Source organism: Streptomyces sp. NPDC059166 (assembly GCF_042755185.1).
Lineage (GTDB): Bacteria > Actinomycetota > Actinomycetes > Streptomycetales > Streptomycetaceae > Streptomyces.
The window spans coordinates 12,259-28,445 of record NZ_JBHZCI010000013.1; the positions used below are offsets into that span (position 1 = coordinate 12,259).

Sequence of the window (16,187 nt, forward strand, 5' to 3'; positions counted from 1 at the left end):
CGAACCGGACGCCTGTACGCCGTCCTTGAGCGTCGAGCCGGAGGCCGTTACGCCCTTACGCCACCCTGCCCGTCGAGCCCGGTCAGGGTAGATGCGACGCCCCCTGACGTGGCATCGGATGGCGCCGCCGGCCCCGGAGCGTCGGTGTGCCGGCTCGCCGCACACCCCTCCCCCGGCGGCATCCGTTCGGCTGCGGCGGAGCAGCCGGGACGCAAGGGCTCCCGGCGCCGCGGCCTGTCGCACGCGTCGCCGGGAGCGGTCCTGCGGGAAGCCCCCTACGGCTGGTCGCCGTCGTGGAGGGCGGTCACCTCCTGGTCGGTGAGCGCCTTGTCGTACACCTTCACCTGGTCGATCGATCCGTTCCAGAAGTCGGTGTCGGCGCCGCCCCACTTGGCCCTGCCGACGGCCAGCGGGCCGGAGCTCACGTCGGCGGAACCCGCCTCGGCGGTGGAGGCGAGCTTGCCGTCGACGTACAGCTTGATCTGGTCACCGCTGCGTACACCGACGAGGTGGTACCACTTGCCGGTCTCGGGCTTGATCTCCAGCCGGGCGCGGTGGGCGCCGGGGGTGGAGAAGGCGAATCCGCCCTGCCCGTACTGCAGGTAGAAGGGGTTCTCCTGACGGCGGCCGTCCTGGCTGACGACGGTCGCGTAGTTCCCCGGCAGCGCGTCGAGCGACGCCCAGGCGGAGACGGTGTAGTCACCCGTGGTGTCCACCACGGGGCCGTCCGTCTCGGCGTACTGGCCCGAGCCGTCGAACTTCAGCGCCGATCCCGTGACCCCCTGCGTCCAGGAGGTGCCCTCGGAGAGGGTCAGGTCCTTGTGGTTCGGACCGCTGTCCGCGGCCTTGGTCCCCTTGTTCTCGTCGAGCGACCAGGAGCCACCGCCCTTGAGTTCGTCCCGCTCGCCTGCCGCGGCTCCTGCGGCGATGACCTCCTGGTTGATCTTCCGCACCTTGGCGGGGTCGACCTTGATCTCACGGCGGTCGTACGTCCAGAGGCCGTTGAGCTCGTTCTCCAGGTCGGTCACCTGGGTGTAGATCGAGCCGGAGAGTTCGGCGCGCGCCGCGTCCAGGTAGAAGGTGCGGGTGTTGTCGACGTACTTCGCGGTGAGCGCGTCCTTGTCGGCGACACCGCTGTAGATCGCGGTGGGCGCACCCGGCCACATGTGTCCGGGCATACGGAGGGTGAAGCCGCCGTGCTCGCCGTCCATCGCCGCGCGGGTGTCGTCCGGGAAGGCGGGGTCGGTGTTGTTGTAGTCGTGGTGGTCGATGATGTCGCCCTTGCCGCTGTCACCCTTGGAGTTGCAGCAGTTGACACCGCTGTGGGCGTTGACGACCCGGGACGGGTCCGCGGCCTGCACCTTCTCGGTGATCTTGCCGGTCTCGGTGCGGTCCCACTCGCCCCAGCCCTCGTTGAAGACGATCCAGGCGCCGATGGACGGGTAGTTGTGCAGCTGCTCCATCATCTCGGCACCCTGGTCGAGGAATGCCTTCTGGCCCTTCTCGCCGGTGATGTTGCCGGAGACGAAGTCCTGCCAGACCAGCAGCCCGAGCTGGTCGGCGTGGTAGTACCAGCGCGCCGGCTCGACCTTGATGTGCTTGCGCACGGAGTTGAAGCCGAGGTCCTTCTGGGCCTTCAGGTCGAAGACCAGCGCGGCGTCACTGGGCGCCGTGTTCAGGCCGTCGGGGTAGAAGCCCTGGTCGAGCTGGGCGAGCGAGAAGAACGGCTTCCCGTTGAGAACGAGCTTCTGGTAGCCGCCGACCTCGGCGACACCGAACGAGCGCATGCCGAAGTAGCTGTCGACGGTGTCCTTGGAACGGCCGTCCTTCAGCGTGACCTCGAGGTCGTACAGGTACGGGTCGTCCGGCGACCACAGGTGCTGCTTGGCGACCGGCAGGCTCAGCTCACTGTTGGCGGGGCCTGTCACGGACCCGACGACCTTGCCCTTCTTGTCACGGGCGACAGCGGTGACCCGGGCGGACTTCGAGGCGTCCTCGGAGTTGACCGTCAGCGCGAGCCGGCCCTTGTCGATGTCGGGCGTGGTCTTCAGCGAGTCCACGGAGGCGGGAGCGACGGGCTCCATCCAGACGGTCTGCCAGATCCCGGAGGAGGCGGTGTAGAAGATGCCACTGGGGTTGGCCGACTGCTTGCCGGTGGGCTGGTCGGCACCGGTGGTGTCGGTGACCGCGACGATGATCTCCTGCGGGCCGCCGCCCTTGAGGGCGTCGGTGATGTCGGCGCTGAAAGCGGTGTAGCCACCGCTGTGTTCGGCGACCTGCTTGCCGTTGACCCAGACCGTCGCGTGGTAGTCGACGGCGCCGAAGTTGAGCTTCAGGCGGTCGTCACTGTTCCGCTTGCCCACCGACCATTTCTTCGGCACGGTGACCAGCTTGCGGTAGAACATGTGGTCCTCGTGGCGCTCCAGTCCGGAGAGCTGGGACTCCACGGGGTAGGGCACGGTGATGCGCTCGTCGAGGGACTTGCCGAACACCGGCTTCTCGTCGGCGGCGGCTCCCGCGAACTCCCACGGTCCGTTGAGGTTCTTCCAGTCGTCGCGCACCTGCTGCGGGCGGGGGTACTCGGGCAGCGGGTTCCTGGGGTCGACCTTGTCGCCCCACGGAGTGGTCAGCCGGTGCGTGGAGAGGTTCTTCGCCCTGCGGCTGATCTCCGGGACGGTCTCGTCGCCGTTCCTCAGCCCGCCCTCGCCGTCGTAGGCGAACCTGACCTGCTGGTTCTTCTGGACCGCTGCGCCCAGGGTGACGATGAACGACTTGCGGTCGTTCGAGGCCCTGGCGACCGACTTCACCGGCATCGGCACGGTGTCCGCCTCGACGGCGAGGTGGTCCTTCACCGCGTCGACGCCGCTCAGTTCGTGGTCGAAGGTGGCCTGCAGCTTCGTGCCGTTCTCGGCGACGCTCAGTCCGACCGGGTAGACCTCGAAATCGGCCGGCGGGGTGAAGGCGGACTCGGGGACGATCTGCTTGGCGAGCTTCGCGCTCGACCAGCGCAGGAACATGTTCGCCCCGCCGGTGTCCTGGAACATCTCCAGGCGGAACGTGTGCTGTTCCCCGGCCTTCAGGGTGACGGGCGCGCTGGTCTGCTCCTTGTCCCAGTCCGGCTCCCAGTGGTCGATGACGGCCTTGTCGTCGATGAAGAGGCGGAAGCCGTTGTCCCCGATGGCGGAGAAGGTGTAGTCACCGTCCTCGGGAGCCTGGATCTGGCCCGTCCATCGGGCGGTGGTGTTCTCCGTCCTCCCGGTGGCCGACTCGAACGCGCCCGTCAGACCGGGGAAGTTGATCTCCGGGTCCAGCGCCGTGGTGCCCAGCTTCGCGAAGTCGCGTGCGCCCGGAGCGGACATCGCGAAGTACTCGCCCTTGAGGCCGTGGACCTCGGTGGCGGGATTCCCCTTCACGAACGTCGGAACTCCGGCGCCGGCGCTCGCCGCGGCATCCGTGGCGGGGGCCGCGGAAGCGGCCGGCACCATGGTCGCCCCAACAGGGAGCAGGAGGGCCGCCGTACAGGCGAGAGTTCTCAGAAGCGTGCGGGGGCGGACTAGTTGTCGTATCAAGGCGTCGTCCTCGTCGAAGAAGCCGAAGTGCCCCGAACCGCGGAGCACTGCACATAGTCGAACATTGAGCCACAGCTTCAAACACCTGACAACGGTCGTGCACGGAGAATTTTCAACGATAGAAAGATTGCTCACCCAACACCGCCGCCCCCTGGGCACACCAGCCCCGGCGAGCGGCCCCTGGCCGCACACCGGCACTCCTGACACCCCTCCGCCGTACGCCACTTCGGCAGATCCCCAGGTCCGGCAGCCGATACGTCGCCGGGTCGGAGGTTTGCCGAGAGGCCGGCGACGCCCCACGGAGCGGCCGGCCGCAGGCTCGGCCCTGGGCCGCCACGCCGGACACCCCTCGTGATGTACGGATGTGTCGCATCCTCCCGCGCCACCGGTCAGGGCCGCTTCTCCCCACAGCCGGTCCGGCACGGCCCGCCAAGGGGGGCGGCTGCGGACAGTGCGGCCGCGGCTCCGTGCGCCGTAGCGGTCCTCTCCGCTTAGACAACGTTGTCACCCCGCACGACGGCGACACCGATGATCGATTCGGAGCCGAGCGTAGGCGCCCGAGGCGCTGGAGGGAATGCCCCGGACGGATCCGGCCGGCACGGGCGCCGTGCACGCGCGCCGGGACTCGCGGGTCACCGGACTTGACGCACAGGCAGAACACAGCCGGTGCCCCTGCCCCGCGACTCCGCGCGGGACAGGGGCACCGGCTCTCCCCTCGGGCCGTCAGACGGTCCCCCGGTCCGCCGTCACGGCGTGGTGATGGACGGCCGGGGTGCCGTCGCCATGCCGCTCCCGATGGCGAAGCTGGGGTGCGGCGGCTGGTTGTAGGCGGTGTTCTGCCAGGCCAGTGCGGTGCGGTACATGGTGTCGTGGAGCAGCGTGGTGATCTTCGTCCCGGTCTCGTGGGGCGTGGAGTAGATCCGCAGGGCCGTGTTGTTGGTGGTGGGCCAGACGACCTCCTCGCGCCAGTCGCCGAGGATGTCGCCCGACAGCGCGGGGGTGGCCTTGGTCCCGTTGTTGGAGTGGACCGACGCTCCGGTCAGCAGCCGGGTGTCACCGGACGTCCCGTACTTGTCGATGTGGGTCCCGTCGAGGAGTTCGCGGGTCGTGTCGCCGTCCCACCAGGAAAGGAAGTTGGTGCTGGACGGCTTGCGGCTGCTGACCTGGTTCCCCGAAGGGCCACGCACCCCGGATACGGCGGAGGACCAGGATTCGGCACCGGCGCTGCCGGCCCAGATGTCGGCGGACACGCCCCGGCCGTTGTCGCCGCTCGCAGGGGTCGACCAGAGGATCTTCCCGCTCTTCGCGTCGGCCATCCACGAGGACGGCTTCGAGCTGTCCTCATCGACCTTGAACTCCTCCAGACCGGCCCGGGAGGGGTCGAGGTCCCCCACGTGCATGGCGTCGCCGTGGCCGTTCTTCGTCGTCCAGAGTCCGCTGCCGTTGTCGTCCACGGCCATCGCTCCGTAGACGATCTCGTCCTTGCCGTCGCCGTCCACGTCGGCGACCGACAACTGGTGGTTGCCCTGCCCGTCGTATCCCTTGCCGGAGTTGGTCGAGCTGTTCGTGTCGAACGTCCAGCGCCGGGTGAAGGCACCGTTGCGCCAGTCCCAGGCGGCGATGACGCTCCGGGTGTAGTAGCCGCGTGCCATGATCAGGGACGGCCGCGCGCCGTCCAGGTAGGCCGTCCCGGCGAGGAAGCGGTCCACCCGGTTGCCGTAGGAGTCGCCCCACGAGGAGACGGTGCCCCGGGCGGGAACGTAGTCCACGGTGCCCATCGCCGAACCGGTCCGCCCGTTGAACATGGTGAGGAACTCCGGGCCGGAGAGCACGTAGCCGGAGGAGTTGCGGTGGTCGGCGGAGGAACTGCCGATCACCTTGCCCGTTCCGTCGACGCTGCCGTCGGCGGTCTTCATGGCGACCTCGGCCTGGCCGTCCCCGTCGTAGTCGTACACCTGGAACTGGGTGTAGTGGGCCCCGGAGCGGATGTTGCGGCCGAGGTCGATCCGCCAGAGGCGGGTGCCGTCGAGCTTGATCCCGTCGACGATCGTGTTGCCCGTGTAGCCGGACTGGGAGTTGTCCTTGGCGTTGGTGGGCTGCCACTTCAGCACGAACTCGAGGGCCCCGTCACCGTCGAGGTCCCCGACGGACGCGTCGTTGGCCTCGTAGGTGTAGGCGACCCCGTCGGGTGTCGTGCCCCCGGCGGGCGGGCTGATCGGCACGTCCTTGTACCCGGCGCGGAACTGGACCGCGTGCACCGAGTCACTCTGTTCCACTCCGTCGACGACCGCGCGGACGGTGTAGTCGGCGGTGGCGGGCGCACCGGAGTGGAAGTAGTTCGTCGAGTCGGTGACCGGCGAGGAGTTCACCTTGGTGCCGGCCCGGTAGACGTTGAAGGACACGTTGTCGGGGTCGGTGCCCAGCCAGCGCCAGCTGACCAGGTTGCCGCTGTCGGTGTGCACGCTCACCACACCGCGGTCGAGCGCCTCGGCCTGTCGGGCGGTCGCCGCCTGCGAGACCGGGCCGAGCGCCACCAGGGTGCCGGCCGCGAGCAGTCCGGCCGTCAGGGCGCCGACCAGCGTCCGGGTGCGGGTGACACGGCGTCTGCGGTGGGGACGGGACACGGAGGGGGGAAGCAGAGGTTCCACGAGAGGCACCTTCTGGCAGGGGATGGCTTACGCACCCTCAGTTGCTCCCGGACGCCGAAAGGTTGCCGCCCTGTTGCCCCTGTGTTGCGGACGCCCGCGTACGCCCGATGCCGGCCGCTCGCGCGGCCGAGTGCAGTGAGCGCAGGGCCAGCAGCAGGAAGCCGACGTCGTCGAGGTAGACCGGGTCCGGCAGGAGGTCCACCGGGGAGACGGTGTAGATGACCGCCGCCCAGAAGAGCGCCTTGTCGCGGAGGGGGATCCCGGCGTCGACGAGGAGCTTCCTCGCCCGGATCACCCGCACCAGGAGGACCGCCGCGACACCGGCGACGAGCAGGAGCACGACCGCCGCGACGATGAGCCAGACCGAGATGTCCATGGCTCATCGTCTCCTGCGGGGCGGGACCGCGGGGGTCATCCGTGACTCCGGGCCTGCCGGCGGGCGCGGCGGCGCTTGAGGGCGCGGCGTTCGTTCTCGTCCGTGCCTCCCCAGACACCGGAGTCCTGTGCGTTCTCCAGGGCCCACTCCAGGCACTGCTCCTGGACCGGGCAGGTCGCGCACACGGCCTTGGCCTCCTCGGCCTGCACGAGCGCGGGCCCGCTGCTCCCGATGGGGAAGAACAGGTCGGGGTCGGCATCGCGGCACGCCGCGTGCATCCTCCAGTTGTCCATGTCACTCACTCCTTGCATCGTGGGGATGTGGGTGTCGGTGCACGTTCCGTACAGTGCGCGTGACCCTCATCGGACGCCTGAAACCCTCGACCGCCAACAGTCTCAGGGGTTTCCGCCGGCGTCCTCGGCGGAGGCCGGCAGCGGGGTTCCCGGGTGTGGTGCGACCGCGCACGCCCCGTCCATCCGGATGCGGTGGTCCATGACGGCCGCCGGCTCGTCGACGACGACCACCCTGCCGGGCATCTCCAGCACGACGCGGTCGCCGATCTCCGGCTCGGGGACACGCAGCAGGTGCGTCGGCGGAGCACCGGTCATCGGGTGCGGCGGGTCGTCGAGGGGCACCACCTGGACGGTCGGACGACGCAGGTGCGCCGCCTCCTCGAGCGCCGCGCGCTGTTCCGCCATCACCGCGGGACCGCCGACCGTCGTACGGAGGGCTGCCGCCGGGAACAGGGCCCACAGGGCCGCGCCGCGTCGGTGGAGCCGGCGCCGGCGCTCCGCCAGCAGTTCGAGGTGCCGGTCGAGCCTCGCGGCGGGTACGGCGCCGAGGGTCCGGCACAGGGCGGCCTCGTAGTCCGGGGTGCGCAGCAGTTCGGGGACGAGTGCCGGATGCCAGGTCCGGACGAGTGCCGCGGACGACTCGATACCGATGACCTCCTGCTGCCACGGTTGCATCGCGTCACGCCACTCGTGCCACCAGCCGGGGAGGTTCGCGGGCACCAGCGCTCTCATGATCCCCTCGGCCACCTCGGCGGGCGCGGCGTAGCGTTCGAGGAGGACACGGACCTGGTGTGCGTCGAGGCCGGTCTCGGCGCGTTCGATGCGCCGCACCGTCGCGGGGTGGGCACCCAGTGCCACGGCCGCCGCCTGGAGGGTGACGCCCGCGCGTTCCCTGAGCATGCGCAGCCGGGCCGCGAGGACCCGGTGTTCGACGGTCGGGCCTGACCGGGGCCTCATCCATCATCCCTTCCACATGTGCTCCGACAGGATGGCCTGCGGAGCGGTGTCGGCGACGAATCGGAGCCATCCGGGCATTCTGCCTCTTGCAAAGTATGCACATCGCGCGGAGAGTGCGTACATGTCGGAAATAGTTCCGTGCGCACGTCCGGCCCCTGTGGGCGGGCGGAGCGCTCACAGCTGGTGGATCCCCCGCCTCCCCAGGGGCGTCCCCGTGGCGAGGCACCGGGTGCAGGAAGCCATGCGGCACTGGGGTGAGCCGGACGACCGTGTCGAGATGGCGGCCCTCGTCGTGACCGAACTGGTCACGAACGCGGTGGAGCACACCGCGGGGCGCCGTATCCGCTGCCGTCTGCTGCGGACGCCCGGCCGGGTGCGCATCTGCGTGTGGAACCGGGGCCGGCGCCACGTACCCGGCCTGCCCGCACCCCGGGATCCGGACTCCCATGGGGTGCGGACCGCCGCGGCTCTCGCTCCGGCCGGGGCGGAGGGTCCTGGGCCCGTGGCCCTTGCCGGGCCCGGCGGCGCGGACGAGGGGTTCGCCCTGGCGTCGGTCGCCGAGGGCGGACGAGGGCTGATGCTGGTGGACGCCCTCGCGGCGCGGTGGGGCACGCGCACCAGTGTGTCCGGACGCCTCGTCTGGGCCGATCTCTGACGACCGGTGCTCACGGGCCGCGGGCGCGGGCCGGCACCCGAGGCGGACCACCGCGCCCGGACAGCTCGTCCGGTCAGCCCCTGACGGCCGAGGGGCACGAGCGCGTGCCGGGACGGATCACCCTGATGACGCCCGGCCCCGGCACCCGGCGATCACGGGCCTCGCGGCTCAGGCGGGAGCGATCCTGCATTCGGGGTGGCCCCAGCCGTTCGGATTCTTCGCGATCATGTCCTTGGCCGCGTACTGCCTCCCGCAATGACAACGGCCGGCGAACTTCGCCCTGATCGTTCCGCCGGTACGCGTCCTGCCCGCCGCGCCGCTCCCGCCTGCCGCGCCGGGTCGGCTCTTCGACGCGCGTGCGGGCGCGGGCACCGGGACGGGGCTTCCGTGAGCCGTTCCCGCCTCCCGCTGCGACACCGCCGCCTCGCTGGCGGCCTGGTCGGCGAGGGCGTTCAGCGGGTCGCCGTCCACCTGGTGCGCCGGCACATATCGGAAGGTCACGCTCCGGCCGCTCAGGAGTTCGTCGACACCGACCACCAGTTCACGGTTGGCGACCGGCTTGCCGCCGGAGGTCTTCCAGCCGTTGCGCTTCCACCCGGGCAGCCACTTGGTCACGGCGTTCATCGCGTACTGCGAGTCCATCCGCACCTCGACGGGCACCGCCGGGTCGGTGGACCTGAGGAGTTCGAGCAGGGCGGTGAGCTCGGCGATGTTGTTGGTGGCACTGCCCAGCGGGCCCGCCTCCCACCGCACGGGGTTCCCTTCGGCGTCCGCCACGACCCACGCCCAGGCCGCAGGCCCCGGATTGCCCTTCGATGCGCCGTCACACGCGGCGATGATGCGCTCTTCCATGACCCCGATCATGCCAGCCCGCACCCCGGGCCCACGATCGACGGTCCCCGTACGACGGGCGGCCGCGATCGACGGCCACCGGCGCCGACGGCACGGGGCTCCCGGCCGTTCCCTCCGGCCGGGAGCCCCGTCACACACGCGTCAGAGGACGCCGGAGCCGGAGACGGCGATCGCCGCGCTGGTCCTGCCGCTCTGGGAGCCGTACGACTCGATCTTGCGGACGAGCTTCATGCTGTCGTCGTCGGCGACCTCGCCGAACACCACGTGCTTGCCGTCGAGCCACGGCGTGAGGACGGTGGTGATGAAGAACTGCGAACCGTTGCTGTTCGGTCCGGCGTTGGCCATCGAGAGCAGACCCGGCTTGTCGTGCTTCAGGGTGAAGTTCTCGTCGGCGAACTTCTCGCCGTAGATGCTCTTGCCGCCGGTGCCGTTGCCGTTGGTGAAGTCACCGCCCTGGAGCATGAAGTCCGGGATGACGCGGTGGAACGGCGAGCCGGCGTAGCCGTAGCCCTTCTCACCGGTGGCGAGCGCGCGGAAGTTCTCCGCGGTCTTGGGGGCCACGTCGTCGAAGAGGTTGAACACGATCCGCCCGGCGGGCTCGTTGTTGATGGTGATGTCGAAGTAAGCCTTGATGGTCATGGGTCCATCCTGACATCACCCGGCCCCCTCCCGCGCACGGGCCCCACCGTCACGAACGGCGCGAACAGCACGAAAGGGCGGCGCACCACGGGTGATCCGCGGTACGCCGCCGTCGGTGTCAGTCAGGGAGAACGCCGCTTCTCCCTACCGCTTGCTCATCGGTTGCCGCGGTGGCCCCCGTCGCGGTGACCGCCGTCGCGGCGGTCGTTGTCACGGAAGCGGCCCCACGACTTGGTGTCGACCCGGTTGCCCCGGTTGTCGCGGAGCGTGGCGGTGTCCTTGCTGTCCCACACGTAGAAACGGCGGTCCTGGTACACGTCGTGCCGGGTGTCGCGGCCGACACCGGTGTGGACGCGGACCGAGGAGCGGGCCGGCAGCCGCATGTCGAAGCGGTACGTGCGGTGGCTCTCGTCGCTGAGCGTCCAGCCGCGCAGGTTGACGGAGTGACGGCTGGTGTTCGTGACGGTGACCCACTCGGCGTTCAGGCTGCGGTTCGAGCCGTTGTCGCGGCCGGGGCTGTCGTACTGGATCTTGCCCAGGACGATCGCCGAGCGGTGGGTCGGCCTGTCGTGGCCGTGGTCCCGGCCATCGGCCGATGCCGGCAGGGCCGCTGCGGCGAGCAGGGCACCCGAGGCGAGAACGGTGGCGGTGATCCGTCGTGCGGAACGGGACATGGAAACCCCTCATCATGCAGGCCCGGAATGGAGTGCCGGGCGTTTTTCCGATCCCGGCGTCGTGCCGGGAACGCAAACTTTGTCCTGCTTTCGAGGTGACCGGAAGGCGCCCTGGTTCGTGTGACGAAGTACGGACATTTCTGTCACACACGACTGCAGCCGACACCGACCCGCGCGGTCGTAGACCTGTCAACCGTTGATCGTTGCACCGACCCTTTCGGGGGACCGCACGCCGGGCGGAGGCGCCGTCCCGCCGATCCCGCCCCCGCGCCGGCCCCGCGGGCGGGGGAGGTTGCGGACGTGTAACAGAAGCGACAGCGCTTACCTGGACAAATGTTTCGTTACCGCCAGGAAACGAGTTCGCGCGTTCGAGCCCTGAGCATCCATCGAGAAGGCGCGAGACGGACGCGCTGGCCGGTGGCGAGGGCGTTCACGGGCGCCATGGGGTCGAGCGCCATCGACCGGGCCAGCAGAACACCGGCGGCGAGCGGGAGCAGCGTCACTGCCAGCGCCGTACCGGCGGAGGTCAGATGCTGGAGACGGGGGCGCGCGGGCGCGTCGGAGACCATGCGGCCATTCCACCGGCCCGGGACCGCTCCGGGATCCGGCGGCGTACTCAGACGCGCCGCTCCCCCGTACTCAGACCCCGGCCCGCCGGAACGTACTGGAAGCGCACCGTCCCCGTTCCCGGTCCGCCGGAACGTCATCGGACCCCGGGCCGCCGGAACGTGATCGGCTGCGGCGCCCGGGACGGGGTCAGGACCCCTCCGGACCCGCGGACGGGCCCCAGTGGGAGAACCGGGGCAGCCATTTCACCTTGTAGTCCGGATGACCGGCGTGCTCGGCCGCCATCTGACGGACGACGAATCCCAGCCCGACGGCCCGGCCCGAGGAGAAGTCCTGGGCCGGCCTGTCGGCGTCCAGGCCGGCGATCTCCTCGTACTCGTCGAGGAGGACCCGGTTGGTCTCGATGCGGCGCAGGGTACGCGCCGGGTCCTGGTAGGCGATGTGCCGGTCGTAGCCGCGCGACCGCACGACGAACGCGATGCCGCTCGTCCGGTCGTGCACCTCGCCCGGCGCTTCGGCCGGCATCCGCCAGCCGTCACCACCGGCTTCGCGCGCGATGTCCTCCTCCTCGGCGAGGCGTGCCCGCACGAAGGCCAACAGGTCCGTGTTGTCTGCCATCTGGTTTCCGCATCCTTCTCCGTCACGGACCGCGACGGCGGATCACCGACCGCCACGGACCCGTTCTGCCCGACCAGCAGAGGATGCCTCACCCCGGCACCTACCTCGCAGCCCGCCTCCGTCCCGTCCGGATCGCGGACGTACCCACCGGCCCGTCCACGCCGGTCAGCGGGCCGGTGCCCGGCGCGCGGCCAGCAGCAGCGCGATGTCGTCCGGGCGGTCCTCGTCCTGCCGCGCCTGCCCGATGACCCGGTCCGCGGCCTCGGCGAGCGGCATGTGGCCCACGGTCGACAGGGTGTCGCGCAGCCGCTCGATGCCCTCGTCGATGTCCCTGCCCGCCTTCTCCACCAGGCCGTCGGTGAAGAGCGCCAGGACCGCCCCGGGCCCGGGGCGCAGTTCGGTGACGGGGTAGGCGGCGTCCGGGTCGACCCCGAGGACGACGCCTCCGGCCAGGTCCAGCACCTCGGTCCTTCCGTCGGGATGCCGCATCACCGGCTGGGGGTGTCCGGCGCGTACGGCGCGGGTGACACCGGTCACGGGGTCGAGCAGTACGTAGCAGCAGGTCGCGAACTGACCGGGATCGAGCCCGATCAGCAGGTGGTTGGTCGCTCTCATCACCTCCTGCGGCTCGTGCCCGGTGAGCGCGAAGGCCCGGACGGCGCTCCGCAGCTGGCCCATGGTGGCGGCCGCGGTCACACCGTGCCCCTGGACGTCCCCGATGACCAGCACGAGTCCGCCGTCGGTCTCGATCACGTCGTACCAGTCGCCGCCGACGTCGATGTCCTGGGTGCCGGACAGGTACCGCCCGACGGTCTCCACCCCTTCGACCACCGGCAGGCGGTGGGGCAGCAGGGCGTCCTGGAGCCCTCGGGCGAGTTCCGACTCCGTGTCGTAGCGCCTGGCACGCTCGAGGGCCTGGGCGATGAGCCCCGCGAGTGCGGTGAGCACGGTGCGCTCCTCGGGGTTGAACCCCCGGGGCTGGTCGAAGCCCAGGATGCACGAACCGACCGGCCGGCCGGAGGCGATCAGGGGGAGGAACGCCCGCGCTCCGACACTGGCGTCCATGGGGATGCCCGGGTACGCCTCGCCCAGCTTCTGCATGGACTCGAAGAAGAGCGGCCGCCCGGTCGTGAGGGTCTCCACGCCGGGGATGCGGGCGTCGAGGCGGACCCCGTCGAAGCCGTCGAGGAATCCCTTGGGGAAGCCCGTCTCCCAGGCGAGGTAGAGACGGCGCTCCCTCTCCAGGTAGATGGCCAGCTGTCTGCCTCCGAAGGCGGGCAGCAGCTCCTCCGTCACCACGGCGGACACCTGGCGCGCGGTGACGGCCTCCGTCAGCGCGATGGCCAGCGCCACCGGCCGGTAGAGGATGGCGGCGCGGTCCGCCGGCGACCCGAGTTCCGCGCCCGGGGTCGCGCCGGACTCGGGAGTGTGTCCGGGCCTGCCCGACGGGCTCAGCATGACCGTGACGCCGTCAGGACCGGGGAACAGCGAGACCGACATCCACTGGCCGGGGGTACGGCGGGCGAGGAAGTACACCGGGTCGTCCGAGAAGAGTGCCGCCCTGAGGTGGTCCTCGTAGGAAGGGTGGGCGAGCCACGGCAACGCCTCGCTCACCGGCCGTCCGATCAGCTCCGCCCCGTCACGCCCCAGGATCTCCTCGGCCCGGCCGTTCACCAGGGTGATGCGTCCCAGGCGGTCATGGGTGAGCATCGCGCGGGGGATCCGGTCCGCCGCCTCCGGGTCGGAGGGGTCAGGGCCGGGGTCCAGGAGGAGGCCCTTCAGCCGTCCGCCGTGCCCGCTCCGCCCGGAGAGCTCGACCAGCAGGGGACGGCCCCCCGGTCCCCGGATCCGCATCCGGCGTACATGGGGGTCCTGCGATCCGGCGGCTCCGGCGGCCAGGGTCCGCAGGCCGTACACGTCCTCGGGCGGCAGCGCCGACGCCAGTGTCTCCACGGCCCCCGTCGGCGCGTCCGACGGTTCGATGCCGAGGATCTCGTACGCACCGCTGTCGGCCGTGAGGGTCTCCCCGGCGGTGTCCCACTCGAACCGTCCGACCCGCAGAGGTCTCATGGTGCCCTCGGGCAGCCGTAGGGGCAGGGGGTCCGCCTCCCACACCGGCGGGACCCCCAGCGCGGCGATCTCGTCGCCCAGCCGCCCGGCGAGGCTTTCCAGCTTGCGCCGGTCGGCCCCTCCGACCGGTACGCCCCGGGTCGCGTACCTCAGGACGACGAGCACGCCGACCGGGCCCGCTCCGCCCGGCACGGGCACGTAGAGCGACGCGAAGGGGAACGGCAGGCCCGCCATGAGCTGGGGGAACCGCCGCATGGCGTCCTCCGCGTCGCCCAGGTACACGGGCGTGTCCCAGGTGAACGCCTCGGCCACCGGGAAGGGCCGGTTCACCTGCATCCGCCACCAGGGGCGCAGCAACGGGGGCGGGAGCCCGGCGAGCACGGCCAGCAGCAGCAGTCCTGGGGTCCGGGAGCGCAGGTAGACGCCGCCGGCGTACCCGCCGACGGCGTCTACCGCGCTCACCACGGCCCGGGCGAGCACCAGCTCCAGCTCGTCGGATGTCCGGCTGCCCTCGTGGCTCCAGGTCACACAGCAAGGATGCGCACCGGAGCGCGGGGGCGCACGTCCACCGGGGGCCGCCCGCGGCTCCGCCGGTGCCCGGTTCCCACCGCCCGGCACAGGTGCGGGCGACGGGTTCCGGGCCCCGGCGAAGCCCGCACCGAGGTCGCACCGCCGGGCCACGTCCGGACCGCCGGGCGATGAACCCGTGACCAAAACACATCCTCGAAAGGGGAGTTGCTGGCAGACTGCGCAGTCGGAGCGGCCATCCACCTGCAACGGAGTTGTCATGACGACCGGAACATCCCAGCCCCCCATCGACACCAGCAGGCCGCATTCGGCCCGTGTGTACGACGCGCTGCTCGGCGGCAAGGACAACTATCCGGTGGACCAGGCCGTCGCCGAGCACCTGCCGGCCGAGGCGAAGGCGGGGGCCTTCCAGAACCGGGCGTTCATGAACCGTGCGACGGCCTGGCTCGCCGGTGAGGGGATCGGCCAGTTCCTCGACATCGGCACCGGGATACCCACCGCGCCCAACCTGCACCAGATCGCGCAGGAGATCGACCCGGCCGCACGGGTCGTGTACTGCGACAACGACCCGATCGTCCTGAGGCACGCCGAGGCACTGCTCGTCAGCAGCCCCGAGGGGGCGACGGACTACGTGCACGCGGACGTCCTCGAACCCGCCGCCATCGTCGAGGCGGCCCGCAAGGTCCTGGACTTCGACCGTCCGGTCGCCCTGTCGCTCCTGGGTCTTCTGCACTTCCTGCCGGACGACGTCGACCCGGTGGGCATCGTGCGCACCCTGACCGCCGAACTCTGCCCGGGCAGCTACGTGGTGCTCTCGCAGGGCGCGTCGGACGTGAACCCGGAGCGCGGGGAGCAGGGAGCCGCGGAGTACGGCAAGGGCGGCATCCGGCTGGCGCTGCGGACGAAGGCGGAGTTCTCGCGCTTCTTCGAGGGACTGGACATCGTCGACCCCGGGCTCGTCACTGCCCCCGAGTGGTTCCGCTCCACCTCCGCTCCCGCGCAGGAGCTGAGCGGCGTGTACGTCGCGGTCGCCCGCATCCCGTGACAACGGTCCGGAAGGGACGTCCCATGTCCGACAGCCGTCGGCACGCGGCCGCGGTGGCGTTCGACGCCATCGGCGAGGCCTACGAAAGTGCTTTCGCGGGTTCGGTCGCGCACCGCGCCTCCCTGGACCGGCTCATCGGCCGGCTCGCTCCCCGCAGCCGGGTCCTGGACGTCGGCAGCGGCACCGGGAGACCGACCGCTTCGGCCCTGGCGGGCGCGGGGCACGCGGTCCTGGGCGTCGACGTCTCGCCGGTCATGGTGGAGCTCGCTTCCCGCCGGGTCCCCGGGGCGTCCTTCCGACAGGCCGACATCAGGGAGTTCCCGCTGGAGGAGGAGAGCTTCGACGCGGTCTGCGTGTACTTCTCGCTCCTGCAGATGCCGCGTGCGCAGCAGCGGTCCCTGCTGGGCCGGCTGTCGGGGGCGCTGCGGCCCGGCGGGCACCTGGTCCTCGCGACGGTTCCCCTGGACGTCGAGGAGGTGGACGCCGTCTTCATGGGGCAGGCGGTCCGGGTGACGAGTTTCGGTCCCGAGGCGTTCCACGACCTGGCGGCGGGTGCCGGGCTCACCGTGGAGGAGGAGCACGCGACGGTGTTCACGCCGTCCCACCCGGGCGCGGTACCGGAACCCCATCTCTTCCTGCACTGCCGCCGTGAGGCGTGAGGGGCGGGTCCTCCCGCGTGCTCGCACCGGGGCTGCG

Annotated in this window: 14 protein-coding genes; 3 read left to right on the plus strand and 11 right to left on the minus strand. The window is 71.0% G+C overall.

The annotated features are described in order from the left end of the window. Positions 1–275 precede the first annotated feature (275 nt). The 5 genes from ACFXOA_RS12200 to ACFXOA_RS12220 all read right to left on the minus strand — a co-directional run bounded on the left by ACFXOA_RS12200 (position 276) and on the right by ACFXOA_RS12220 (position 7,843). Positions 276–3,617 carry a LamG-like jellyroll fold domain-containing protein gene (locus tag ACFXOA_RS12200; RefSeq protein ID WP_385025580.1) on the minus strand — a complete coding sequence of 1,114 codons (3,342 nt, stop codon included), beginning with the start codon at positions 3,615–3,617 and terminating at the stop codon, positions 276–278. Positions 3,618–4,315: 698 nt separating this feature from the next. Then, a complete protein-coding gene (locus tag ACFXOA_RS12205) occupies positions 4,316–6,217 on the minus strand; it encodes a rhamnogalacturonan lyase (protein WP_385025582.1) in 1,902 nt (633 codons plus the stop codon). Between the two features lie 37 nt (positions 6,218–6,254). Further along, complete coding sequence (locus ACFXOA_RS12210; RefSeq protein ID WP_385025585.1) at positions 6,255–6,593, minus strand: YkvA family protein; 339 nt, start codon at positions 6,591–6,593, stop codon at positions 6,255–6,257. Between the two features lie 35 nt (positions 6,594–6,628). Continuing rightward, positions 6,629–6,886, minus strand: a complete 258-nt coding sequence (locus ACFXOA_RS12215) for a WhiB family transcriptional regulator (protein ID WP_385025588.1) — start codon at positions 6,884–6,886, stop codon at positions 6,629–6,631. A gap of 102 nt (positions 6,887–6,988) precedes the next feature. Continuing rightward, positions 6,989–7,843 (minus strand): helix-turn-helix domain-containing protein, encoded by an 855-nt coding sequence (locus ACFXOA_RS12220; protein ID WP_385025591.1) that lies wholly within the window; start codon positions 7,841–7,843, stop codon positions 6,989–6,991. 187 nt (positions 7,844–8,030) lie between these two features. Here ACFXOA_RS12220 and ACFXOA_RS12225 point away from each other — a divergent pair, with 187 nt between their 5' ends. Next, positions 8,031–8,498, plus strand: coding sequence for an ATP-binding protein (locus ACFXOA_RS12225; RefSeq protein WP_385025957.1), 468 nt, complete (start codon positions 8,031–8,033; stop codon positions 8,496–8,498). A 168-nt stretch (positions 8,499–8,666) separates the two neighbouring features. Here ACFXOA_RS12225 and ACFXOA_RS12230 read toward each other — a convergent pair whose 3' ends face one another. The 6 genes from ACFXOA_RS12230 to ACFXOA_RS12255 all read right to left on the minus strand — a co-directional run bounded on the left by ACFXOA_RS12230 (position 8,667) and on the right by ACFXOA_RS12255 (position 14,446). Beyond that, on the minus strand, positions 8,667–9,350 hold the full coding sequence (locus ACFXOA_RS12230; RefSeq protein WP_385025594.1) for a ribonuclease H: 684 nt from the start codon (positions 9,348–9,350) through the stop codon (positions 8,667–8,669). A 141-nt stretch (positions 9,351–9,491) separates the two neighbouring features. After that, a complete protein-coding gene (locus tag ACFXOA_RS12235) occupies positions 9,492–9,989 on the minus strand; it encodes a peptidylprolyl isomerase (RefSeq protein ID WP_385025597.1) in 498 nt (165 codons plus the stop codon). 155 nt (positions 9,990–10,144) lie between these two features. Next, positions 10,145–10,663 carry a lamin tail domain-containing protein gene (locus ACFXOA_RS12240; RefSeq protein WP_385025600.1) on the minus strand — a complete coding sequence of 173 codons (519 nt, stop codon included), beginning with the start codon at positions 10,661–10,663 and terminating at the stop codon, positions 10,145–10,147. Positions 10,664–11,004: 341 nt separating this feature from the next. Further along, positions 11,005–11,232, minus strand: a complete 228-nt coding sequence (locus tag ACFXOA_RS12245; RefSeq protein WP_385025603.1) for a hypothetical protein — start codon at positions 11,230–11,232, stop codon at positions 11,005–11,007. A gap of 187 nt (positions 11,233–11,419) precedes the next feature. Next, positions 11,420–11,848 carry a DUF6221 family protein gene (locus ACFXOA_RS12250; RefSeq protein ID WP_385025606.1) on the minus strand — a complete coding sequence of 143 codons (429 nt, stop codon included), beginning with the start codon at positions 11,846–11,848 and terminating at the stop codon, positions 11,420–11,422. 165 nt (positions 11,849–12,013) lie between these two features. Next, positions 12,014–14,446, minus strand: a complete 2,433-nt coding sequence (locus ACFXOA_RS12255; protein WP_385025608.1) for a SpoIIE family protein phosphatase — start codon at positions 14,444–14,446, stop codon at positions 12,014–12,016. Between the two features lie 259 nt (positions 14,447–14,705). Between ACFXOA_RS12255 and ACFXOA_RS12260 the strand changes: the two genes are divergently transcribed. Beyond that, a complete protein-coding gene (locus ACFXOA_RS12260) occupies positions 14,706–15,491 on the plus strand; it encodes an SAM-dependent methyltransferase (protein ID WP_385025616.1) in 786 nt (261 codons plus the stop codon). Between the two features lie 23 nt (positions 15,492–15,514). Next, a complete protein-coding gene (locus ACFXOA_RS12265; protein WP_385025619.1) occupies positions 15,515–16,150 on the plus strand; it encodes a class I SAM-dependent methyltransferase in 636 nt (211 codons plus the stop codon). Positions 16,151–16,187: the final 37 nt, after the last annotated feature.